This window comes from Chitinispirillales bacterium ANBcel5, assembly GCA_029688955.1.
GTDB lineage: Bacteria > Fibrobacterota > Chitinivibrionia > Chitinivibrionales > Chitinispirillaceae > Cellulosispirillum > Cellulosispirillum alkaliphilum.
This window is the reverse complement of the sequence record JARUKZ010000022.1, coordinates 48671-73133: the sequence shown is the minus strand read 5'-3', so window position 1 is coordinate 73133 and position 24463 is coordinate 48671. Positions and strand designations below refer to the sequence as shown.

Annotated in this window: 23 protein-coding genes and 1 tRNA gene; 21 read left to right on the top strand and 3 right to left on the bottom strand. The window is 42.7% G+C overall.

The genetic code is table 11. The features are described 5' to 3' along the window. Nucleotides 1-656: 656 nt before the first annotated feature. Nucleotides 657-3149, bottom strand: a complete 2493-nt coding sequence (locus tag QA601_12520; GenBank protein MDG5815907.1) for a cation:proton antiporter — start codon at nt 3147-3149, stop codon at nt 657-659. A 144-nt stretch (nt 3150-3293) separates the two neighbouring features. Between QA601_12520 and QA601_12515 the strand changes: the two genes are divergently transcribed. The 18 genes from QA601_12515 to mgtE all read left to right on the top strand — a co-directional run bounded on the left by QA601_12515 (nt 3294) and on the right by mgtE (nt 19065). Beyond that, a complete protein-coding gene (locus tag QA601_12515; GenBank protein ID MDG5815906.1) occupies nt 3294-3623 on the top strand; it encodes a metalloregulator ArsR/SmtB family transcription factor in 330 nt (109 codons plus the stop codon). Nucleotides 3624-3642: 19 nt separating this feature from the next. After that, nucleotides 3643-4962, top strand: a complete 1320-nt coding sequence (locus QA601_12510) for a permease (GenBank protein ID MDG5815905.1) — start codon at nt 3643-3645, stop codon at nt 4960-4962. A 19-nt stretch (nt 4963-4981) separates the two neighbouring features. Continuing rightward, on the top strand, nt 4982-5215 hold the full coding sequence (locus tag QA601_12505; protein ID MDG5815904.1) for a thioredoxin family protein: 234 nt from the start codon (nt 4982-4984) through the stop codon (nt 5213-5215). A 68-nt stretch (nt 5216-5283) separates the two neighbouring features. Continuing rightward, the gene (locus QA601_12500; GenBank protein ID MDG5815903.1) at nt 5284-5883 is read left to right on the top strand and encodes a nitrophenyl compound nitroreductase subunit ArsF family protein; all 600 of its coding nucleotides are present in this window, start codon (nt 5284-5286) and stop codon (nt 5881-5883) included. Nucleotides 5884-5888: 5 nt separating this feature from the next. After that, nucleotides 5889-6578 carry an aromatic aminobenezylarsenical efflux permease ArsG family transporter gene (locus tag QA601_12495; GenBank protein ID MDG5815902.1) on the top strand — a complete coding sequence of 230 codons (690 nt, stop codon included), beginning with the start codon at nt 5889-5891 and terminating at the stop codon, nt 6576-6578. An 8-nt stretch (nt 6579-6586) separates the two neighbouring features. Next, nucleotides 6587-7720: a hypothetical protein gene (locus QA601_12490; protein ID MDG5815901.1), complete on the top strand. Its 1134-nt coding sequence runs from the start codon at nt 6587-6589 to the stop codon at nt 7718-7720. Between the two features lie 25 nt (nt 7721-7745). Continuing rightward, nucleotides 7746-8237 (top strand): thioredoxin family protein, encoded by a 492-nt coding sequence (locus QA601_12485; GenBank protein MDG5815900.1) that lies wholly within the window; start codon nt 7746-7748, stop codon nt 8235-8237. A gap of 139 nt (nt 8238-8376) precedes the next feature. Beyond that, nucleotides 8377-9003 (top strand): hypothetical protein, encoded by a 627-nt coding sequence (locus tag QA601_12480; GenBank protein MDG5815899.1) that lies wholly within the window; start codon nt 8377-8379, stop codon nt 9001-9003. A gap of 1297 nt (nt 9004-10300) precedes the next feature. After that, nucleotides 10301-10678 (top strand): arsenite efflux transporter metallochaperone ArsD, encoded by a 378-nt coding sequence (gene arsD, locus QA601_12475; GenBank protein MDG5815898.1) that lies wholly within the window; start codon nt 10301-10303, stop codon nt 10676-10678. Nucleotides 10679-10789: 111 nt separating this feature from the next. Then, the gene (gene arsA, locus QA601_12470; GenBank protein ID MDG5815897.1) at nt 10790-12580 is read left to right on the top strand and encodes an arsenical pump-driving ATPase; all 1791 of its coding nucleotides are present in this window, start codon (nt 10790-10792) and stop codon (nt 12578-12580) included. Continuing rightward, nucleotides 12577-12972 (top strand): metalloregulator ArsR/SmtB family transcription factor, encoded by a 396-nt coding sequence (locus QA601_12465; protein ID MDG5815896.1) that lies wholly within the window; start codon nt 12577-12579, stop codon nt 12970-12972. Before arsA ends, QA601_12465 begins: the two co-directional genes overlap by 4 nt. 132 nt (nt 12973-13104) lie before the next feature. After that, nucleotides 13105-13533, top strand: coding sequence for an arsenate reductase ArsC (locus tag QA601_12460; protein MDG5815895.1), 429 nt, complete (start codon nt 13105-13107; stop codon nt 13531-13533). Between the two features lie 127 nt (nt 13534-13660). Continuing rightward, on the top strand, nt 13661-14545 hold the full coding sequence (locus QA601_12455) for a universal stress protein (GenBank protein ID MDG5815894.1): 885 nt from the start codon (nt 13661-13663) through the stop codon (nt 14543-14545). Nucleotides 14546-14606: 61 nt separating this feature from the next. Next, nucleotides 14607-15692: an ACR3 family arsenite efflux transporter gene (gene arsB / locus QA601_12450; protein ID MDG5815893.1), complete on the top strand. Its 1086-nt coding sequence runs from the start codon at nt 14607-14609 to the stop codon at nt 15690-15692. A 330-nt stretch (nt 15693-16022) separates the two neighbouring features. After that, complete coding sequence (locus tag QA601_12445; GenBank protein ID MDG5815892.1) at nt 16023-16958, top strand: YafY family protein; 936 nt, start codon at nt 16023-16025, stop codon at nt 16956-16958. Nucleotides 16959-17054: 96 nt separating this feature from the next. Further along, entirely contained in the window at nt 17055-17324 is a 270-nt protein-coding gene (locus QA601_12440; GenBank protein MDG5815891.1) for a zinc ribbon domain-containing protein, read from the top strand. A 161-nt stretch (nt 17325-17485) separates the two neighbouring features. Continuing rightward, nucleotides 17486-17611: a hypothetical protein gene (locus QA601_12435; GenBank protein MDG5815890.1), complete on the top strand. Its 126-nt coding sequence runs from the start codon at nt 17486-17488 to the stop codon at nt 17609-17611. 104 nt (nt 17612-17715) lie between these two features. Further along, complete coding sequence (gene mgtE, locus QA601_12430; GenBank protein ID MDG5815889.1) at nt 17716-19065, top strand: magnesium transporter; 1350 nt, start codon at nt 17716-17718, stop codon at nt 19063-19065. A gap of 326 nt (nt 19066-19391) precedes the next feature. On the opposite strand, the gene QA601_12425 is transcribed toward mgtE, so the two are convergent. Both QA601_12425 and QA601_12420 read right to left on the bottom strand, forming a co-directional pair. After that, complete coding sequence (locus tag QA601_12425) at nt 19392-20612, bottom strand: pyridoxal phosphate-dependent aminotransferase (protein MDG5815888.1); 1221 nt, start codon at nt 20610-20612, stop codon at nt 19392-19394. Between the two features lie 95 nt (nt 20613-20707). Next, complete coding sequence (locus QA601_12420; GenBank protein MDG5815887.1) at nt 20708-21514, bottom strand: hypothetical protein; 807 nt, start codon at nt 21512-21514, stop codon at nt 20708-20710. A gap of 200 nt (nt 21515-21714) precedes the next feature. Between QA601_12420 and dtd the strand changes: the two genes are divergently transcribed. The 3 genes from dtd to thrS all read left to right on the top strand — a co-directional run bounded on the left by dtd (nt 21715) and on the right by thrS (nt 24458). Then, nucleotides 21715-22152: a D-aminoacyl-tRNA deacylase gene (dtd, locus tag QA601_12415; protein ID MDG5815886.1), complete on the top strand. Its 438-nt coding sequence runs from the start codon at nt 21715-21717 to the stop codon at nt 22150-22152. A gap of 174 nt (nt 22153-22326) precedes the next feature. Further along, a tRNA-Val gene (locus QA601_12410) sits at nt 22327-22400 on the top strand. Nucleotides 22401-22544: 144 nt separating this feature from the next. Further along, entirely contained in the window at nt 22545-24458 is a 1914-nt protein-coding gene (gene thrS / locus QA601_12405) for a threonine--tRNA ligase (GenBank protein MDG5815885.1), read from the top strand. Nucleotides 24459-24463: the final 5 nt, after the last annotated feature.

The window sequence follows — 24463 nt, the reverse complement described above, 5'->3', positions numbered from 1 at the left end:
ATAGGCTCACACCCAAACTATACGCTTCTCGAAGCTCGTTTACGGATTCAGGGCACAACCCTTCACCTCGCTGTACTTGTTCGTGGTCTGTTCACTGCTTTGCACGGCTGCCACAGCTCCCACAAACTACGGAGCGGTTGACTAAACCTTACTCCGGATTGTTTACGATTCTTCAAATTATCCTCAATATGCCGTAGATAACTTCTCTGGGCTCTCGCATTCAGACCATTATTCAGCGAACATATCGACAATAGTTCTACTTTAACCTCCCTTCCACGAATGTTTCATATCTTGGTAATGGCTCATTGCCAGGTTACCCGTTCTCTGCGTTTTAAAATTCTCTATTCTGGTCATATAAATATGATTGTGCCTTAATTCATAGTGGATGTTTTATTCCTAAACTGCTACATAGAGTGGAGAGTAATTGTAAAAGTTTTAAATGAAGAATATAAACGCAGAGGGCGCTGAGAACGCAGAGAGGAAAAAAAGGAAAGGCGCCCGTTCTCCGTAACAAACTTCTGCGAAGGGTGAACTAAGAAGACGCAGAGGAGAACCGGTGCCGTCCGCGACAGGCGCCCCGGATATCTCTACTCCTTAGCTTTTGATTATACTGATGGCTCTCAGGTGCCAACACTCCCTTTATAGCCGCCCTGGTATCACTTTGGTGGCTGCTCAGAAGAAAGTACTGTTATCCTTTCCACCAGCTCTTCAAAATCGAGGGCACTCTTTAGCACATCAACGATCCCCGGCAAACGGATAAGATTCGCGATATCCGCAAGAGCGCGAAGGTGACTTGCAGGATCCTGCCCTACAGGGTCAAGCAAAATAATAACAACGTGGGGCTTTCCGGAGGCAAGAGGGACATTTAACGAATTTTTCGATATGCCCAGAAAGGTCAGTGTTTCGCTCAGATAAGGAACATAGGTGTGAAGCAGTACCACATCCTCCACCAGCTCCACCGGCTCTTCCTGACTTATCTTGTAAATAAGTGTTGCAAGTCTGTTATGAATCGGTGAGTGTTCAGAAAAGTGAGTACCAAGTAATTTATAAATTAAGCCTTGTACATCTTCGGTTTCTACATTGAAGAGCATGCGTCTTGGTGTAAACACGGAGGTCAAAAAGGAGGTGTTTTCTGCTATCTGAACACTTTTGCGTCGTTCTGTGGGTGTAAAAATAACCGAGAAATTAACTTTTTGAAATTTATGAGCCATCACAGCCGGCATTCTGTCTAAAGTAGGCTGCCACGCGATTTCACCCTTTCTTACACTCATAAGAATAAGCCAGTCATCGTCTTCTATGACTTCATCTACTTTAAAAGAAACCATTTTCCACGTACTGTAAGTGTCAAAGGCAACCTGCACCGATGGCCGTGTTTTCTTTATGAAATCAACGGTGTTTTCATAGGTTTCCTTTGTAGATAAAAAGAGTAGTGACGTCCCCGCCTGGTTTGCCAGTGTCTTAATTGTTGCAATAAGCTCATTAAACCCTATATCACGATGAGCAAGCGGTGGCAAAACAACTACAATACGACCGGTGGTATTTATCGGTGCAACATTTCTGTTTATCATCACCATCTGGCTGGTACGCTCAATAACCGTATCTATGTAGCGTCCAAAAACCCTTGTTTTTGCACTTACTGTTCCATCCCAGCCCAGCACAACCATAGTGATACGATTACCTCGTATACTTCTGAGCAAACCGGCGGAAACATTTACATCAACAGTCGTTATAGGAATAACCGGAACCCCTGCGGCCAACGTTCTCACCACACTGTGAGCAAGCGTCTTCTCAGCAGCGGCCACCATTTCTTCAGACTCTCCTCCCTCCTCTTCAATCACCTTTATGGGATAAAGCGGCTCACTTGAACTTTTCTCTCTTAGCAAAAATGAGATATCCAAAAGCTCCTTTGCACCAACACGCTCCTTTATAGGAATAAGTATACGATGAGCAGTAAAATTGGTATCAAAGTGAGCCTGCTCCTTTTGCAGTGCCACCTTCCTTCCAGAACGTTCGGTAACAATTGAACCAACAAAACAGGTTACCGCGATCATAATTATAGTACCGGTAATGATGGTCTCATCAAAGAGTCCTATGTCATATCCAACCAACACCGCAGCCAAAGTAGCAGCAGCCTGATTTACACTTAAACCAAATATAAGGTTACTGTGATCTTTACTATACTTAAGTAACTTACCCGATAGTAGCGCCGCCAGATATTTAGCAGCCAGTGCTACAATGACCATCCCTGCCAGGACAACCCATGCCTCTGTTGCAGTAAACAGTAAACTTACATCAACAAGCATTCCCACACTAAGGAGAAAAAAGGGAATAAATATGGCATCCCCTGAAAAGTGAATGCGTGTCATAAGTAAGCTTCTCTCCGGAATAAGGGAATTAAGAGTCAACCCAGCCAGAAAAGCACCAATAATCGGCTCCAAACCTGCCACATGAGCTAAATAGGCACTGGCAAATGTAAGCGCAATCACGAATACAAATTCTGAATTCTCATCTGAATCAACTTTACGAAAAAACCACCTCCCTATTAAGGGAATTAAAAAGAGAGCCGCTACCACATATACTGTCATAAGTAAAAAGAGACGAATCCAAAAAGCAGAATCGATCTCACCCTGAGTGGCGCTGGCAATTACTGCCAAAAGAAGAAGTGCCAGTGTATCGGTGATAATCGTTCCCCCTATTGCGGTGGTTACCGCAGAAGCCTTCGCTAATCCAAGCTTACCCACCACCGGAAAGGTAAGAAGCGTATGAGATGAAAACATGCTCGCGAGCAGCACCGAAGCCCATATATTCATTCCAAAAATCCACACCCCCATCGCTGTGCCCAGCCCAAGAGGGATTAAAAAGGTAAGAAACCCAAAAATGACGGTGTAGCTTTTCTTTCGACGAACCTGGTTAAGATCAATCTCCAGGCCGGCAAGAAACATTATGAATAAAAGTCCAACAGTCCCTAGCAGCTGAATTGTGTCATCACGGGCAAGAATTCCAAACCCATAGGGCCCTACAACTATTCCAGCCACTATCAACCCTACTATTTCGGGCAATTTCAACTTACGGGCAAAAAGTGGCGCTATCAGAATAAGAGCCATAACACTGGCAAATATTAAAACCGGATCTTCGAAAGGTAATGACATACGTTCCTTGCATTTTTTAAGATTCAGTACTCTCTTTGATTATAAAAATAATTGTGCTGCCGCTTTATTCTACCCAAAATTTGCATTTTCACCTACTAATTGGTTATATTGCCAAATAGTCGAACAGATTAAAAAGGATTATCTATGAATACAAATGTAGTCTCAAGCTACACAGCTAAGGCAGCAGTACTAAAAGCCATGGCCCACCCTACGCGCCTTTTTATTATAGAACAGCTTTCGGAAAACGAGCACTGTGTCTGCCAACTGACCGCAATGATTGGCGCCGATACTTCCACCGTTTCAAAACACCTCTCGGTTCTTAAGAATGCAGGTATAGTGAAAGATCAAAAAAGGGGTCTTATGGTGTTTTATTCCCTTAAAGTGCCCTGTGTTCTTAAATTCATGGGATGTATCGAATCGGTACTGCAGGAAAATCTAAAAGAGCAGCTTTGCTCAGTCGCACCCAATCACTGATTATAAGGAAAGTAGATCGATGGACTGGAAAAAGGAATTTAAACCGCTTTTACTGATTGTAACAGTGTTTCTCGCTGTTTTTTATATGCCCGTTGGTACCCCCCGGTTTGATAATGCGGTGTATGAAGCTCTTGCTCTGGTTAGATATTATGCCCGGGAACATGTGATTCTATGCCTTATACCAGCCTTTTTCATTGCCGGAGCTATCGGGGTGTTTATCAGCCAGGCATCGGTGATGAAATATCTTGGAGCCGGCGCCAATAAGTTTCTCTCCTATGGGGTGGCATCGGTTTCGGGTACTGTACTGGCGGTGTGCTCCTGTACGATTTTGCCTCTGTTTGCCGGAATCTACAAGATGGGCGCAGGAATTGGTGCTGCAACAGCCTTTCTCTATGCGGGGCCGGCAATAAATGTGCTGGCTATCGTGCTTACAGCACGAGTTCTTGGCCCTCAAATGGGAATTGCCCGGGCAGTTGGTGCCGTCGTTTTCAGCATAGTTATCGGACTCTGTATGCACTGTATCTATCGCAAAGAGGAGGCGGTAAAAGCGGCAAATCAGGTTGCAATGCCTCAGGAAGAGAATACGCGACCTCTGTGGAAAACCGCAGCCTACTTTTTTGTAATGATAGCGGTGCTTGTGTTTGCAAACTGGGGCCAGCCGATGCAGGAAACCGGCATATGGAATGTTATATATCAAAACAAATGGATCGTTACTACTGTGTTTGCACTGATCTTTGGAATCATACTTATCACCTGGTTTAAGCTGGAGTGGTGGAAACTTGCCGCTGCGGCAGTTCCCGCTGCTATCATTGCAGCCCTTGCACCCCGCTTTATCGTCTCAGAGTTCCAACCGGTCGCGGCCTTTGCTGCTGCATCAGTGGGGTTTTCTGCCGTAATCAGTACAGAGAAAGGTGAAATCGGTGAATGGTTCTCTTCAACATGGATATTCGCCAAACAGATAATGCCTTTGCTACTTTTTGGGGTACTTGTGGCAGGTTTTCTTCTTGGAAGAGTGGGTAATGAGGGAATTATTCCATCTGAATGGGTATCCGCGGCGGTTGGCGGCAACTCTTTTCGGGCAGTGTTCTTTGCCTCAATTGCAGGTGCATTCATGTATTTCGCAACGCTCACCGAAGTCCCTATTCTTCAGGGGCTCATTGGAAACGGTATGGGACAGGGGCCGGCACTGGCACTTTTACTGGCCGGCCCCGCGCTTTCACTTCCAAGTATGCTTGTGCTTTATGGAGTGATGGGACTCAAAAAACTGATTACCTTCATTATCTTAGTGGTAATAATGGCTACAACTTCGGGAATGATTTACGGAAACTTTTTTGGTTAAAATAAAAGGGGGATGAAAAATGAAAAAAATACAGATACTTGGAACCGGATGTCCTAAATGCAATAAACTTGCAGAAGTCGCAGACAAAGCAGCCAAAGAGAGTGGAATTGAATATGAGCTGATCAAAGTCTCTGACATAACCGAAATAATGTCTTTTGGGGTGATGATGACTCCGGCTCTTGCAATTGATGGTACAGTGGTAAGTACAGGGAAAGTCCCTACTATCGATGAGATAAAAAAACTGATTGCTTAAAAATCTTAAATATTTTAGCACGTTATGAATTCTACAATCAACCCAAAGCCTGGTCCAAAGGGGAGAGTATGAAAAAAGCAGGTAGCCTTTTACTTTTGAATCTGCTGGTGGTTGTTGCTCTTTTGGTTATTAGTTCCTGCCAAAACCAACCCCGGCAAACAGAGGTCGACATTCAACAATCAGCTGAGAGTGCTGAAGCTGAGAGTGCTGAAGCTGAGAGTGCTGAAGCTGAGAGTGCTGAAGCTGAGAGTGCTGAAACCGGGAGTACTGAAACCGGGAGTACTGAAACCGGGAGTACTGAAACCGGGAGTGCTGAAACCGGGAGTGGAAATAATTCACAAGTTGTTGTCTACTACTTTCATACCACCAGACGCTGCGGGCCATGTACCCATATCGAAAACTGGACCAAAGAGGTAGTCAGGGAAGATTTTGCTGACCAGGTTGCCGATGGAAGTGTTACATTTAAAGCAGTAAATGTGCAGCAAACAGAGAACCGGCACCTTGTGGAGCACTACGGGCTTTTCTCCCAATCGGTGGTAGTATCTGCAATGGATGGTGAGCAGGAGAAGGAGTGGAAAAACCTAGATCAGATATGGCAGCTTCTGCGCGCCCCGGAGCAGTTTAAAAACTATATAAGAAGTGGAATCAATGAATATCTGAAAGGGTGATCTGTATGGATGGTTATTTTTTTGATATAGCACTGGCGCTGTGGCTTGGGATATTAACTTCAATTTCTCCCTGCCCCTTAGCGACCAATATTGCTGCGATCTCTTTTGTGGGCAGACGCTCTGAGCATACCCGGGCGGTGTTGTGGGCCGGTTTGCTTTATACCGCCGGACGAACACTGGCGTACATAGTTGTAGGGGCTCTTGTTACCACAAGCCTGCTCACAATCCCTACTCTTTCGATGTTTCTTCAGCGCTATATGAACATGATCTTAGGTCCGATTCTGCTTTTTGTGGCACTGATGCTCTTTGGTATCATAAAAATCAATAAATCCGGTGGTGGGATCTCCAGTTCACTTCAAAACCGCATTGAAAAGAGTGGTCTTTGGGGTGCATCACTTCTGGGTATCCTCTTTGCCCTTACATTCTGTCCTATTTCTGCGGCACTGTTTTTTGGAAGCCTCATACCTCTGTCACTCACCCACGGCTCAAAACTCATGATGCCCACCCTTTATGGAATAGGGACTGCTCTTCCGGTGATTATATTTGCCATAGTGATGAGTGTGAGCTTAAAATCGGTAGGAAAGGTGTTTAATAGCCTCACCTCAATTGAAATTTGGGTTAGACGTGTAACAGCAGTTATTTTTGTTGGGGTGGGTATATACCTTACTCTCAGACATACATTCACATTATTTTGAGGTATATAATGAAAGATCGCTCTATTATTGCCTGCTTTTTTCTTGTACTCATTATAGTTTCAAGCTCGTTTTCAAAAGACACGACCCAAACGCTTACCGTTCATTTCTTTGGTGCATCCACCTGCAGAGAGTGTAATACCATAAAACGTGAAGTGTTAGAGCCACTGCAGCAAGAACATAGCTCCTCCTTAACGATTAAAAATCACGATATCAATGAAGACGAAAAAATACGCAAACTCCTCAATTTTGAAAGACAGTACGGCATCATCGAGGGTAACCCTATAAGCTTATTTGTTGCCGATACTTTTTTGCTCGGCTACAATAACATCATGCAAAACGGTGAACAGCTGATTTTAGAAAAGTTGCAATCACCTGAATTTCAAACCACAATAGTAGATAGTGATTACGATATCATTGGGGAAACGTTCAGAGGCTTCTCTTTTTGGCTTATAACCCTTGCCGGGCTGGCTGATGGAATTAATCCCTGTGCTATAGCCACCATGATTTTTCTGATCTCTTTTCTGGCCACTCAAAAACTTGACTTCAAACGGACACTCCTGGTTGGTCAGACCTATATCTTTGCAGTTTTTTTAACCTATTTTTCCATAGGTCTTGGTGCGTTTCATGCATTGAGAACGTTTGAACGATTCCATTTCGTTTCAGAGGGAATCAGATGGTCTGCCATTGCCCTGTGCGCTTTCGTGGCTGTACTCTCTTTGCGTGATGCCTTTGTGTTTCATAAAACTAAAAACATTAAAAACATCAAGCTGCAGCTCCCCGATTCGGTTAAAATGAAAATTCATGATGTTATCAAGAAAAAGCTTACCGGAAAAAACTTACTTATCAGTGCTTTTATTACCGGTTTTATTGTTACACTCTTTGAAACAATGTGCACCGCTCAAACCTATCTGCCAATCCTCAGAGCACTGCCCAAACATGAAAGCTACCGAATTCAGGGATACCTGTATCTGCTTTATTATAACTTCCTTTTTATCGTTCCACTGCAGATTGTCATGATTGCAGCATATAAAGGAATGACCTGGAACAATCTGGCAAAAGGTACACAGAAAAACATGGTAGCCATAAAAATTATCATTGCCACTGTAATGGTTGCACTGGCCACTTATCTTTTCATGAATTGATTCATTTGGAAAAAGAGGTATAAAGATGAAAGCGTTTTCTTTATTTGTGATTGTCTTGTTTATGAGTTGCTTAAACAGTCCCCAGGCTCAGTCTTCTCAAAAAGCGGACTCTGACTCTGCAAATGTTACTGAAGAGGTGAGAGAAACAGAAGTAGACAGTGATACAACCCAAAGCAGTGCCACGGGGTATGTAGAGCTTGATTCCACCAATTTTCATGAAATAGTTACAGAGGGAGAGGGTATTTCGATGGTGGATTTTTACTCCCCACGCTGCCCTGCCTGCAACGCTATGACTTCGATTATCGATAGTATCGCCCGGGAGTTCGGTGATGATGTATTGATCGGAAAACTTAATACCGACAATGATAACACCATCTGGCGCCAACACTTGATCCAAACGCTTCCCACGTTCGTGTTTTTCAAAGATGGTGAGGAGTACCACCGTATTGAGGGCAGAGACACAAAGGAAAAACTTATCGAGGGCATCGAAATGGGCCTTAATAATTCAGAAAAATGAAAACGAGAATTACTAATAGATACCTAAGTTGTCCATCTTTATTTGAAAGGTCATGGTAAAAGGTGCATTGTTCAATACCATTAAATTATTTTTAAAGCATTAGCTGATTATCAGAAATTACTATGGAGGCCTAAAGAAAATGCTTACAGGAATTAAAATTGCAACAGTGCTGTTGCTCTTTTTTGCTTATACCGTTTACTCCGACGCACTGACACCAAAACAGGCACTAAAGGATTTAGCGGAGAACCAGGCAAAAATTGAGACAGCTTCCGCGCTCAATGAACACTACAGTGTGCTTATCAGCTTGCTTCAACCTTCAACCTGGGCAACGACTCCTGCCAATCTCGAAGAGAAAGTGGCTGAATTTCAAACAACCCATAACTCTTTAAACCAGCAAATCATAAGCAGCGGCTCAAGAGCCCACACTCTTATAGAACGGGTGAACAATATTACTGAAGAGACCTGTAATCCCTGTCTGGCTTCTAATATCAGGCATTTCAGCAGAAGTGTTGACTTTTTATCAGAAGAGGTTACCGAGGCAGTTGAAGAGCTCTACTCTGTAGCAAAAGAATCCGCTGCGGCTTTCAGCTCGGCATTTTTAACCTACTCCCAGGAGCTACTCAGTAATGATACAGAAAATATTTCTTCACAAGCTCTGGAATCCTCACGATCAATGCTTCAAAAAGCAGAAGAGCTCTACCAAAGCAACGAACACCTAAGAACGATAGAAACCTGTATAGAGCTGTTTGAGCTGGTGATTAAATAATTTCTTTGTTCATTCTTTGAATTCCAATTCCTGATTCTTATCACTTCGTGTCGCCCGAGGCGAAGGTGGCCACCCCCCCGCGAGGACTGATGGCAAGTGAATGGTTCCTCACGGGGGCGCCATGAAACGTGCTTGCCCCGTGTAAGCGTGAATAGTTCTTCTGGGGCGTGATACGAAGCGGTACTGCGATAAAGATTATGATACTCCTTTTCTCTCGTGATAATAGCCCAACTAGCTATGAGCTATGAGCTATGAGCTATGAGCTATGAGCTATGAGCTATGAGCTTTGAGCAGGAAAAGGGGAAAATGTTTATTTTCTAATCATTTTCCTATAATTAGTAATTGGTCATTAGTCATTAGTCATTAGTAATTTTGGTATCGCCTTTAGCTCCAAATCCTGTAATCCATTTCCTATATAGATAATTGTAGCACACATGTTAATCACCTCACTCTAATTACCATGTTTGTGTGTGGGCAAGGATGAGCCCTGTGGGAGAAGGGTGGCCAACGGCCGGGATGAGGTCTTAAGAGATAACTGCAAAACGGTGTGATGGAGCTCAAAAAATCCTGCATTCCACATTCCCCTTCTCCCCGCGCTCATAGCCCAACTAGCTATGAGCCTTGAAGTTTGAGCAAGAAAAGGGAAAGATGTTTATTTTCTAATCATTTTCCTATAATTAGTAATTGGTCTTTAGTCATTAGTAATTTTGGTATCGCCTTCAGCTCCATAAAAATTTAAAGGTGCGACCAAGAATCGCGGGGACAACAATCCCAATACACCCCGGGGAATCTCGAGCCAGACTTTTGTTTCCGTATCCCACACCCTGAGGGATCGCCGGACAAACTTTTGTCTCACTATCCCACACCCTGAGGGATCGCCGGGCAAACTTTTGCCTCCCTATCCAACACCCTGAGGGATCGCCGGGCAAACTTTTGTCTCTCTATCCCCCACCCTGAGGTAGCGCCGGACAAAGTCCTACATTCCTACATTCCTTCATTCCTACATTCCTACATTCCTACATTCCTTCATTCCTACATTCCTTCATTCCTACATTCCTTCATTCCTTCATTCCAAATTCCAAATTCCTCCCGCGATCATAGCCCAAGGGTCCCCCCAAACGGATCCCTTCACGCTTTCACCATTGACGCCCGGGGGTGACCCAATCTATCGCCTTTAGCCCCATAAAAATCTTTCCTTTTATCTTTGGTATTTTTGTTGCACCAAACCGAATATCGGTGTATATTATTTCTACGTTTGGCGAATTATAGAATCATGAAATCAGAAAGCGAGTTCATTATGGCTACAACTATTAAGATTTTTGATCCCCCTATGTGTTGCCCAACTGGTGTATGCGGTCCAAGCGTTGATCCTGCTTTAACTAAATTAAGTGCGGATCTGGATTGGTTAAAAAACAAGGGTGTCTCTGTTGAGCGGTATAATTTGGCACAGCAGCCTGCTGCTTTTGCCCAGAACGAACAAATTCGCACAATTCTTCAGGAAAAGGGCAATGAGTGTCTTCCGGTCACTATTGTGGACGAACAAATTGTTAAGACCGGAGCTTATCTATCAAAACAAGAGCTTGGGGAGATATGTGGGATAGAAATCCGGAGCGCAGATAGATCGCAAGACAGTGATGCTACAAACTCCTGCTGTAGTGACTCGGGCTGCTGCTAAAAAAAAAGAGCTCTGCTCCACCCGGTTCATGATCTTTTCTGTACTATCATTTTTTAAATAGTTAGAAAAAGATTTGATAGGCACACATTAACCCAAACAGGGATATTAGCAATGAAATTTTTAGATAAACCAAGTAGATACCTTCTTTTCACCGGTAAGGGAGGAGTTGGTAAAACGTCACTATCCTGTGCGACTGCGCTATCACTTGCGGAGAGTGGAAAAAAAGTGCTACTGGTAAGCACCGACCCGGCCTCAAACCTTGATGAGGTTTTGGGGATGGAGCTATCCAATGAGGCTCAGCAGGTCAAATCGGTACCAACACTTTATGCACTGAACATAGACCCCGAAGAGGCGGCGCGGCAGTACAGGGAAAAGATAGTAGCACCCTATCGGGGCATTCTTCCCGAAGCTTCAATACGAAGCATTGAGGAGCAGTTATCAGGAGGGTGTACTGTAGAGATAGCGGCGTTTGATGAGTTTTCAAAGCTTATTGGAGACCCCTCTTTAACTTCAAAGTTTGGTCATATCATTCTCGATACAGCACCAACCGGTCATACACTGAGACTCCTTGAGCTTCCTTCAGCCTGGAGCGGGTATATTGAAACAAGTACCGGATCCACATCATGCCTTGGCCCTCTTTCGGGGCTAAAAGAGCAGCACGCCCTTTATACGGCAACAGTGAAAAAACTTGCGGACAAAGATATGACCACCATTGTGCTTGTAAGCAGACCCGAAGATTCGGCTTTACGGGAAGCCGCAAGGACACGAAATGAGCTGATTACACTTGGAATTGCCAATCATTTCCTTGCTATAAATGGAGTGTTTGAAAAGAGAGTTGAAAATGATCCGATCGCGAATGCTTTTGAAAAACGATGTCTCAGCGCTTTGGAGCAAATACCTGAGGAACTCTCATCCATACCTTCAGGCAAAATCTCTCTCCTGCCCTTTGGGCTTTCTGGAATAGATTCCTTGCGTGCAATGCTTTGCGAAAAAAGTCCGATTGATACATCGTTTGATGCCCCCAGATACAAGGAACCGATACATTTTACAGATAATTCCTTAGTATCATTTGTGGAAGAGATTGAATCTGATGGTAAAGGCGTCATTATGACTATGGGTAAAGGAGGTGTAGGGAAAACATCTGTTGCATCCGCCATTGCTCTGAATCTGGCATCAAAGGGACATAAGGTACACCTTTCGACAACCGATCCTGCCGCTCATTTGGATTTATCGCTGGGTGAAAGTGTAGAAAATTTAACCGTTGGTTGTATAGATGCACAAAAAGAGGTTAAAGATTACGCTGAAGAAGTAATGAACACCGCGGGGCAAGATCTGGATGAAGCGGGTAAAAAGCTTCTCGAAGAGGACCTTCGTTCACCATGTACAGAAGAGATCGCGGTATTCAGGGCTTTTGCCCGGGAAGTCGATAAAGGTAATGATGGGTTTGTGGTCCTTGATACTGCTCCCACCGGTCACACACTGCTTCTGCTTGATGCCGCGGAATCGTATCACCGTGAAGTGACCCGTACCATGAGTGATCTTCCCCAGTCTGTAAAAAATCTCCTACCACGGTTGAGGGACCCCAATTTCAGCAGAGTATTTATTGTTACACTGCCTGAAGCAACCCCAGTTCATGAAGCCGCTCGATTACAAAAAGATCTGCAGCGTGCGGAAATAACCCCTTTTGCCTGGGTTGTAAACAGCAGCCTTAGTCCTCTTACTGTTTCCGACCCTGTTCTGGCTGCAAAGAAAAGTGAAGAAGCACGCTATATCAATGAAATAAATGAAAACTACTGTAGCAAATTTGCTGTAGTTCCATGGATCGAATACAATGATAATCTTGCCCAGTGGCTTTGTTCAATAATCGCTAACAGTAATGAATGCAGGGAACTAAAAAGATGAATAATTCAAATCTTTCTATCGACAGGTATATTTCGGTCACCAAAGCACTCTCAGATATTCAAAGAGTACGGGTGCTTCTTGCACTAAAAGCAGGTGAGCTTTGTGTTTGTCAGATTATCGAGATGCTAAAACTGGCCCCTTCTACGGTTTCAAAACACATGTCGATTCTCAAGGGAGCGGGACTTATTACATCCCGTAAAGATGGACGGTGGATCTACTACCGCCTGGTCGAAAAAGTAACGTGCGAGCCCGGGGTATGGGAATTAATACATCTCTCAATAACACTGCTTGAAGATGATGAGAGGGTAAAAAGAGACGAAAATCTTATTAAGGAGCTTATTTGTATCGGAGTTGAAGAACTATGTAAACGTCAGAAAAGTGAATGTGGGTAGAGAAAACCAGGTGGTCTGCATGATATGCCATAACAAAACTAAACCTTTTATTTACACTACATTTATTTATGACTTACTGGAAGGTGTTCTTAGTACTACAGAAATTTTCACATCAAAAAAGGATTATACACAATGGAAAAACTGAAGGTTCTCTTCCTGTGCACAGGAAATTCCTGCAGAAGTCAGATGGCGGAAGGGTGGGCACACCAGCTTAAAAGTGATACTATTGAACCCTATTCAGCTGGCATTGAGATCCACGGCATGAATCAAAATGCAGTAAAGGTGATGGCTGAAGTCGGGGTCGATATCACACCACAGCATTCAAAACACGTTAATGAATTGGCGAATATAGCCTTTGATTATGTGATCACAGTGTGCGATCATGCAAATGAAACGTGTCCGGTTTTTCCTGGTAAAGTAAAAAAGATACATGTTGGGTTTGATGATCCTCCGCGTCTTGCAAAAAACGCTGCAAGTGAAGAGGAAGCTCTGTCCCATTATCGTCGTGTAAGAGATGATATAAAAAAGTTTATTGAGAAACTTCCTGAAGGACTAAATTGATTAAAACTGAACAGAGTTAAAATGAGGGTATATATGGTTACATCTTAAACAGATATAGTTCTACATGAATTACTTTCGCTTTTACCCTCCTTTTTCCTGTTCTAAACCTTTTTTCCGGAGGTGCATTATGTTTTCAAGAGGTATAATTGCTACAGATCTCTCGGAAGCTTCTAAAAAACTGGTGCAGTGTGCGCGAGGCTTAAAACCTTTGGGTACCAGGGATATCCTGCTTTTGCAGTGTGTACGTAATATGGAAGCGACATCACTTGCACTCTCAGAATCAAACGAAGTACTTCAAAATATTCTTGAGGAGCAAAAATCTATTCTTGTGGAAGAGGGGTTTTCAACCTCTACAGAAGTTGCATTCGGCACTCCTCACAATGAGATAAACCGCATCGCCCATGAGCAGAATTACTCATTCATAATGGTAGGTTCTCATGGTCATACACTTTCAAGAGACATTCTTCTTGGCAGTGTTGCATCCGAAGTAATACAATCTGCAAAAAAACCCACCTTTGTAGTACGTATTACTCCTAAGAAATCAGATAATCCTGATGCTGATGAGCGCATAGATATTTGTGATGATTTTCACTCCTCGATTCTCTTCCCAACAGATTTTTCTCAAACTGCCGATACCGCTTTTACCTACGTTGAAGATATGGTGAAGAGTGGCGCACGTTCAGTTACAATTATGCATGTGCAGGATCGGATTAAACTCGATAAACATTCTAAGAAGATGCTTGAAGAGTTTGATGAGATAGACCGGTCGCGGCTTAATGAACTCAAAACAAGGCTTCTTAACATAAATAATGGAGTTATTGTCAATTCTAAAATAACTTACAATAAACCCTCACAGGATATTCTTGCTGCTGCTGAAAAGATTAATCCCTCTATCATTGTGATGGGTACTCATGGCAGAGGTTATGTACAGGAAGTTTTTATGGGCAGTGTAAGCCATACGGTTACACGGAATGCCAAAACTTCTCTCTTACTTGTACCTTTAGGAGCATAGTAGCCTTTTAAGCTATTATGTACCTAATTTCGTTTTCTAATCAAAAGGAGTTATTCACATCATGAAAAAAGCAGTAGAAAATAAAGGAATTGGTTTTTTTGAAAAATACCTGACGGTGTGGGTAGTTGTATGCATGGTTACAGGAATACTGATCGGGCGTTTTCTTCCAGTAATACCCGATTTTTTAGCTCAGTTTGAGTATGCAAATGTGTCGATTCCCATTGCATTTTTAATCTGGCTTATGATCTATCCTATGATGATGAAAGTGGATTTTGCAAGCATTAAAAATGTAAGAAAAAACCCAAACGGACTCTACATCACCTGGGCAGCCAACTGGCTTATCAAGCCTTTTTCGATGTATGTCATCGCCTGGTTTTTCTTTTTTGTCGTTTTCAGAACACTAATCCCTCAGGATCTGGCCAGAGATTATCTTGCAGGTGCAATTCTTCTGGGCGCAGCCCCCTGTACTGCGATGGTTTTTGTATGGAGTCATCTTACACGGGGTAACCCAGCTTATACTGTTGTACAGGTGGCAACAAACGATCTCATTATTCTCTTTGCTTTTACTCCCATAGTGGCACTTTTGCTCGGAATTGGTGGTATTACCATTCCCTGGGGTACACTAATACTATCAGTTGTACTGTTTGTGGTAATTCCACTTATCGGTGGCATACTAACCCGCAGTAATGTAATCAAAAACAAAGGTGAAGAGTACTTTAACAAAGTATTTATAACAAAATTCAGTAATGTTACCATCGTCGGTTTACTTTTAACTCTCGTTATCATTTTCTCCTTTCAGGGGGACGTAATACTGAGTAACCCTTTGCACATACTGCTAATTGCCGTTCCTCTTACACTTCAAACCTTTTTTATCTTTTTTGTTGCCTATTTTGGGAGTAGAAAGATAAAACTCTGCCATAATATCGCCGCTCCGGCAGGAATGATCGGTGCATCCAATTTCTTTGAGCTTGCTGTGGCGGTAGCTATTTCTATTTTTGGCCCTACATCACCGGTCGTACTGGCAACAATTGTGGGTGTACTGGTAGAAGTACCGGTCATGCTTACACTCGTAAGAATCGCTAATAAAACAAAACATTGGTTCCCAGGTGAAAAGGTATGTTACGGACCGGTGGAAGAGATGAAATAGTTGGTAAAACTACCGGTAACAGGTAAAAGTGCTTAAGATACAGGCGGGTGCGCCCATGCACCCGCCACTTTCCCTGAGAATGGCAGGGTAGAGTCGGGCGTTCTTTCCTTTCATTAAATATAATGCCAGAGTGTTTGTTCCCCAAAGAAGATGATAACTCAAGCACAAACAACAAACTAAAACGCTACCATCTAACTGTTTCCTTCACCATGTTTACTTTCCATCGCTCATAATTGTACTTTATATACATAGAATGAGAGATGTTTTTGAATCGTACCGTCTAATCTCTAGATTCAGATCATTTGGACTCTTAAAAGATGGGTTAATCGTGTGCGGATAGATCGATTACTTGCTATTGTTATAATGTTTCTAAGCAGGCGCAAAGTTACTGCTCAACAGGTCGCGGAGCGATTCGACATATCTGTGCGTACGGCTTATCGCGATATTGAGGCATTGAATTCGGCAGGCATTCCTATCGTATCCTGCCAGGGATCAGGTGGTGGATACAGCCTGATGGAAAATTACAAAATAGATCGTCAGTTGTTTACTCTTGATGATATGCTGTCAATTATTGCGGCCTTTAAAGGAATAAACGCGACCTTTTCACATAAGCACTTTGAGCTTCTTATAGAGAAGATAGATAGTCTTATTTCTCCCGAAAACAAGCACCGGTTAAGTAAACGAAGCGAGCCACTTGTTTTTGATATGAGTCCCTGGGGCCCTCAGGATAACCAATTAAACAGGTGTATGCAGGAGCTTTATGAGGCGATAATTAAAAACTTGCTTGTTGAGTTTTCTTACTACCCCCCTTTTAAACCTGTTAGCCAGCGAACGGTAGAACCGCTTACGATCTTATGTAAGTCATTCTCCTGGTATCTTTTCGCGTTTTGTCGTTTAAGAAACGAGTACCGTATTTTTAAACTCAAACGTATCAGGGGGTTTAACGTGCTTAAAGAGCATTTTTCACCCCGCGACGTTTCCTGTAAAGAGGTACTGATCAATGATCAGAAAAATGCACAGGAAGTATCTTTGCTTCTGCGCTTCAGTCCCTCAAAACGGCTGCTGGTTGAGGAGTATTTTCCTGCCCGGCTCATAGAGACGCAGCATGATGGTTCTTTGCTGGTTTGCGCCGCGATGCCTGAGGATGAGTGGTTGTATGGAATGATTTTAAGCTTTGGCCCCGATGTTGAAGTAATAGAACCTTGCCACATACGATCAGTTATTGCTACTAAAGCCGCCAATATAAAAAAAATATACCAAACCTGACATACTGCTGTCACAACACAGTGCTATCTTTTACTGACCAAACCTGGTGAGCCCTGATCGTATGCTCACCTTCACCTATAATTTAAGGAGAACAGTATGGATATGCAGCAAAAGGGACCATTTTGTCAAAGTTGTGCTATGCCTATGCAAAAACCGGAAGATTTCGGTACTGAAGCTACTGGAGTAAGGAGTAATGACTATTGCGTTTACTGCTTCAAAGATGGTACGTTCACCGCCCCCGATATAACTAAGGAGCAGATGATTGAGTTTTGTGTAACCCTTATGGATAAAGAGGGTATTATGCCCAAACATAAGGCTTCGGCGATGCTAAATGAAGTAATACCAAAACTAAAAAGATGGCAGTAAACTTCTCCAAATCGATCGGTTTGTCAACAAACATGACAAGGTGCCGGATACCACGTCCGGTAACCTTGTAATCATCTACTTTTGTTTTGACTTCTAAATTCTCAGATTATATTTTGCAGCTGAACTTTTTTGGTTACGGTTTTCTGAAAGGAGGATTGCTCATGGATAGTGACGATTATCACAGTTGTGATGATGATGTTCCTTTGTGTACTCAGTACTCAATTCGTTGCTTCCAAACAGTTAGCCTCAACATTCAGCGGGTGATCAAAGAAGTACTATATCCTTAGGGTATACACTCCTCGGCATTCATCCCTGAGAAGGTTTTGAGGGTTTGAATATGTATTTGGCACGCCTCATGCTGCCTTATCTCTAAACCGATGGAGTAAAGTAAATGAACAGAGAAATTCTGCACGATAAGCTGCGCGAAGCCCTTGAAGGGAAATACCTGGATGAAGTCAAATCCCTCGTCAACTCCCTTCACCCCTCGGTCACAAAGGAAGCTCTTGAAGGGTTTTCTTATGAAGAAATCTCACAGTTACTAAAGCTATTTAATCCAGACAAAAAGGCAGATATTTTCACCTATTTTGAGTTATCAGAACAGGTTGTACTGCTTGATATGATGCAGGAAAAAGAGATTCTGGACCTTGTACTTCATCTTAGAAATGACGAAATCGCGGATCTTCTCGTAGAACTACCCGAAGATCGTCACAGAGCAATTTTCCGCAAACTGGCACAAAAGAAAAGGGAGGAGATCTTAAAGCTTGAATCCTACCCTGAAGGCACTATTGGTTCCATTATGACCCCAAACTATGCCTTCGTTTCTCCTTCTATTACGGCCGCAGAAGCCCTGAACAAAATACGCAGAGAATCCACCGATGCAGAAGCGATCTATTATATATACTTGGTAGACTCAAACAGCCATCTCTTGGGTGTGGTTTCTTTAAAACAGCTCATTATTGCTAAGTCCGATAAACCTGTTAATACTTTCATGCAAAAAGACATTATCACCCTTCATGCGCATTCACCTGTTGAAGAAGCAGTGAATGAACTCAACAAATCAGATCTTCTTGCGTTGCCGGTGCTTGATCGTGAAGGTAGAATGGCCGGGATTGTTACTCACGACGAGATCGCAGACGCTGCGGCTGAGGAAACCACAGAAGATTTCCATCGCCTTGCAGCTGCTCCGGGGCTTAAATCACAAAACCTTAAATTAGCCACTATCCCTGAGCTTCTGGCTAAAAGATTGCCCTGGCTTTTAATCCTGGTATTTATGAATGTGTTCTCAGGTGCAGGAATTGCCTACTTTGAAGATACCATCGAAGCGGTAGTGGCACTGGTCTTTTTTCTACCACTACTTATAGACAGTGGTGGTAATGCTGGCTCTCAATCCGCAACGCTTATGGTCAGAGCTCTTGCAATAGGAGATGTGCGCTTACGGGACTGGTTTTACTTCTTAAGAAAAGAGGTCTCGATTTCAATTCTTATGGGTATTGCAATGGGTTTTGGTGTATCGATGGTTGCCATGTTCAGGGCACCGGAGGTCATGGTGGTTGTAGCACTCACTATGCTCTGCACAGTTGTGGTTGGAAGTCTTATTGGAATGATGCTTCCGTTTGTCCTGACACGGCTTAAACTGGATCCTGCTACCGCCAGTGCGCCTCTTATTACTTCTCTTGCGGATATCAGCGGTGTGATTATTTACTTTTCCATCGCCAATTGGTACCTGGGCCTTGCAGGATAAGCAGGTGTAGAGTATTGGAATATGCCCCAGAGAGAAAAAAGGGGTCACATGATGTGATCGTTTTTTTCTCTTTGCGACTTTTCACCGCCTGCGTCCACGATTGGCAAGAATCAATACATCCCAAATAAGCCAACAAGATTTGTAAGAACCACTCTTGCTGTTTATTCAGAATTATCCTCCCCACACCGCTCAGCAGCTATGCAAATAGATCAGCTGAGAGCTTTATCTAAATAATTGAAGCACACGGTTTGGAGGTGATACCATTCACTAACCTAACCAAGCAAGCTATTTTACCTCTTTGCAATCACCAGATCTGACACTACCAATCAATCATCCTGCCGGTAATTGACCAGAAATTTTTTGATTCGGTTCAATGCATCTTCAAGCTCATCGGCTCTTGGCAGAAATACGATTCTGAAATGGTCGGGATCTGGCCAGTTAAAACCTGTTCCATGAACCAGCAGGATATGTTCATTTCGCACCAGATCGTACATTAGCTTTTCATCACTTTTTATATTGAATTTTGCGGTATCGACCTTAGGGAAGATGTAAAATGAAGCCTTTGGTTTCACATAGGTTATACCATCAATCTGATCGAGTATTTTGCAGCACACTTCACGCTGATCACTTAATCTACCACCCTTTCGTGTAAGATCTTTGATACTTTGATATCCACCAAGCGCAGTCTGTATAATAGACTGACCGGGTACATTACTGCAAAGGCGCATTGATGCAAGCATATTGAGGCCCTGGAGGTAATCCTTTGCTGCTGCTTTGTTTCCACTTACGACCATCCACCCCACACGAAACCCGGCAACACGGTATGTCTTTGATAATCCGTTGAAAGATACAAATAAGAGATCGTCTGCCAGTGAAGCCATAGCAGTGTGCTCTGCATCATCATAGAGTATCTTATCGTATATCTCATCGGCAAAAACTATAAGATTATGTTCTCTCGCTACTTCGATTATGCTTTCAAGAAGTTCCTTAGGATAGAGTGCACCTGTAGGGTTATTGGGGTTTATAACTACGATACCTTTAGTATTTGGTGTAATTTTACTCTTTATGTCATCAATATCAGGATACCACTCGGACTCTTCATCACAGCGATAGTGCACAGCCTTACCACCAGAGAGATTGGCAGATGCAGTCCACAGGGGATAATCTGGTGAAGGAATGAGGATTTCATCCCCGTTATCAAGAAGCGCCTGCATTGACATCTGTATCACTTCACTGACACCGTTTCCAATAAAGATGTCTTCAATCTCTACATCTTTGATCGCTTTTTCCTGACAGTATTGCATGATAGCCTTACGGGCTGAGAAAAGCCCCTTTGAATCACAGTAGCCCTGGGTATTGCTGAGATTAAGCATCATATCATGAATCATCTCATCGGGTGCAAGGAGTCCAAACGGTGCAGGGTTACCGGTATTAAGTTTCAGTACCCTGTAGCCCTCCTCTTCAAGCCTCTTTGCCTCATCCAGAACAGGGCCACGTATATCATACAGTACATTATCCAGTTTTGAAGACTTTTTTATGTGAGTCATTTTTGGTATCCGATCATTAAGAGTAATTCCTTAGGAAATTATATATTAAATATCATTTATAATGCATCCATAGTTTTAGGTGCTATGAAACAACTTCAATTCAAAATCCAGTATTCAACACCCCATCCTCTCTCATACTCCTGATAATAATAACTTGTGTGAGGGCGATTAAAATATCTGAATAAAAGACCAAATCCCCTTGTACCCCTGGAAAACAATATACCCGCAGAACCATCAAAACCTCCACGCCAGTAACCAAGATGAACTAATTCACCTTTAAGGTAAACAAGGGGTTCGATCCCTGCGGTAATTTCAGATTTCACAAGAAGGGATAAATCCAATCTTTGCTTAAGCTCCTTTTGTGTTCCAACATTATAATACCATCCGTATGCTGGTGAAATTTCAAAGAAATCCCAAAACCTGTAATACAATTCAGCCCGTACCATTTCACTGCTTACAGCCCTCACGTCTTCTTCATCAATTCCTCCTTTGTGGCCATCTGCCAAATGAGCAGACAGGTGATATACCGGATAGAGCTTAAAGGAGAATTGTTCGCTTATCTGCGATGTAAGATATACAGTGAGAATGGCATAGAAATTATCCACGGCAAATTTCATATTCTCTGGTATCATGTTTATGTGAGCTGATGCCGTGACACCAATATCCCACGATTTAATATGGTCAAGATTCATTCCAAGTAGAGGAAAATCAACTCCGAATCTTCCACGCATGTAGAAGGTATCGTTTTCAGCTCCAGTGTGGAGCATATTGGTGTACTTAATATTCCTTAATGAAAGCAACTCTTCCTGCTGAGGAAAAAGTGTCAGATCGAATGAAAGAGCTGTGCCATAACAGACCAAAATAACTGCAAAGAACGATTTGATAGATACTTGCCGGTTCATTGAGAAAGCCTTTTTTAAGTAACACTGAGAGTTAGTAACTTTGGATACCAGAATCTCCGGGTATAATTTTTATAAATATAAAACATTCTATACAGTGCCATGCAATCAGAAATTGTGAAAGTTTGGGCCTTGCATTATACTGCACCTTATGTATCTTTTTAATTACTGATTTCAAATGACCGCAAAATGAGTAACCACAAATGAAAATAGTACTTCAAAGAGTAAGTAGGGCTAAAGTTTCGGTAAATAACGAAATAAAGGGTCAAATAGGGTGTGGTATTTTGATTTTCCTGGGAGTCGAAAACAACGATACAAATGAAGCGGCAGATTTTCTTGCCGCCAAATGTTCTGATTTGCGCATTTTCCCTGATCAGGAGGGAAAGATGAATAAATCATTAAAGGATATTGATGGCGAAGCATTGGTAATTTCACAGTTCACGCTTCCAGCAGACTGTAGCCGGGGACGTCGCCCCAGTTTTATTAAATCTGCTCCCCCGGAGTTTGGGGAAAAAATGTATCATTATTTTGTACAATCATTGAAATCGCACGTAAAAACAGTAGAAACTGGTGTTTTTGGAGCGGATATGAAAGTGGAGCTTTTAAATGATGGTCCCGTGACCTTTGTTTTGGAAAAGTGAGTGAGAAGGTTTCTGCAGAGCTTATCATGTGTTTTTTTTCATACCCACAAAATATTCTTCCCTATTATCCTAATTATTTATTTAGCTTAAATAAATTAGTTTGACATTTTTGCCGATATCTACTATTTTAGGCCTTTAGCGCACCTTTATGGGTAAATATCGCTATACGATTTCGGGCGTTTAGCTCAGTTGGTTAGAGTACTACCTTGACATGGTAGGGGTCACTGGTTCGAATCCAGTAACGCCCATTTCCGACATGCTCCTCGGTCCTCCTCTTACCCCGGGGCACCACAACGTTTTTGTGGCACTTTTTTGTAAAACAGAGGATAATCAGTTTTCAGGAATGTAGTTAATTCCTGTCATGTACACAGTTACTGCTTTTTGGAAAAGATATGAACATAATTTTACCCGATGGGAGAACTCTTCCAGCTGCGGAAGACGCGTCTTGTATTGATGTTGCTAAATCAATCAGTCCCCGTTTAGCTAAAGCCGCACTCGCGTGCAGAGTTAATGGTGAGCTAAAAGACACTTATACCAAGCTTAAAGATGGTGATCAGCTTTCAATTATCACTTTTGATGATCCCGAAGGCAAAGCAATCTTCTGGCACTCCTCCTCTCACATTCTCGCCCAGGCCGTTCAGGAACTTTACCCTGATGCAAAAATTGCCATCGGCCCGGCTATAGAAAATGGGTTTTACTACGATTTTGATGTTGAAAAACCATTTACACCAGATGAGATTACTGCTATAGAGAAGCGGGCAAAAGAGATCATCGCCCGCAAAATCACTTTTGACCGTAATGAAGTTTCAAAAGAAGATGCCCTTGAACTTTTTAAACAAAAGGGTGAAAGCTATAAATTAGAACTTATAGAGGATTTGGAAGGTAAACCAACGCTTTATAACCAAGGTGAATGGGTTGATTTGTGCCGCGGTCCTCACATCCCCAATTCCGGGTACATAAAAGCATTTAAGCTTCTCAGTGTAGCAGGCGCGTACTGGCGGGGTGATGAAAAGAGACCTATGCTTCAGCGTATTTATGGTATCTCTTTTCCCAAGCAATCGATGCTTGATGAGTATTTAACCCTTCTTGAAGAAGCACAAAAACGGGATCATCGCAAACTGGGAAAAGAACTTAACCTATTTTCTTTTCACAACGAGGGAGTTGGGTTTCCTTTCTGGCATCCAAACGGAATGGTGCTCTACAATTCAGTTATGGATTTTTGCAGAAAAGCACATGTAAACGCCGGATACCAGGAAATTAAAACACCCATCATTCTCAATGAAGAACTTTGGCGCAGAAGCGGTCACTGGGACAAGTATCGGGATAACATGTATTTCACCGAAATAGATGAAAAGATGCATGCAGTTAAGCCAATGAACTGCCCTGGCGGACTTTTGGTCTACCGAAACGATGCTCACTCTTATCGTAAATTCCCTATTAAGTACTGTGAATTTGGTCTGGTACACAGACATGAAAAAGCCGGTGTATTACATGGACTCTTCAGAGTTCGTCAATTTACTCAGGATGATGCGCATATTTTCTGCCTTCCCAATCAGATTGAAGAGCAGATTTCTGAAGTTATAGATTTCATTACGATGATCTATCGCACCTTTGGTTTCGAGGACTACAAAATTGAGCTCTCCACTCGTCCTGAACAATATATTGGCTCCATAGACATTTGGAACAAAGCAGAGGAAGCACTTAAAAACGTTTTGGAAAGCAGCAAAATCGACTATCAGCTCAATCCCGGTGATGGAGCGTTTTATGGACCAAAGATCGATTTTCATATAAAAGATGTCCTGAAACGCAGTTGGCAATGTGGTACGATACAGCTTGATTTCAGTATGCCCGAAAGGTTTGACCTTGAATACACCGACGCTGATGGTGAGAAGAAGCGGCCTGTTATGATTCACCGAGCACTTCTTGGCTCTATGGAACGTTTTATCGGCATACTTCTTGAACACTATGGTGGTGCACTTCCTCTGTGGCTCTCTCCTGTTCAATGCAGGATTCTGCCAATTTCAGATAAGTTCTCCCAATATGCCAATAGCATAAGGGATAAGGCGCAGGCAGCTGGTCTCAGAGTAGAGTTGGATGAGAGAAATGAAAAGATAGGGTATAAAATTCGCGATGCGGAACTAAAGAAGATTCCCTTTATGGCTATAGTTGGCGAAAAGGAACAAAACAGTGCAACTGTTTCTTTAAGACGCCACGGCCAGGGTGATAAAGGTAGCAGAAGTGTTGATCAGTTTATTTCTGAGCTGCTTGAAGAATCATTCGCTGCAAAAACAGTAAGTACCAACTAAACCAG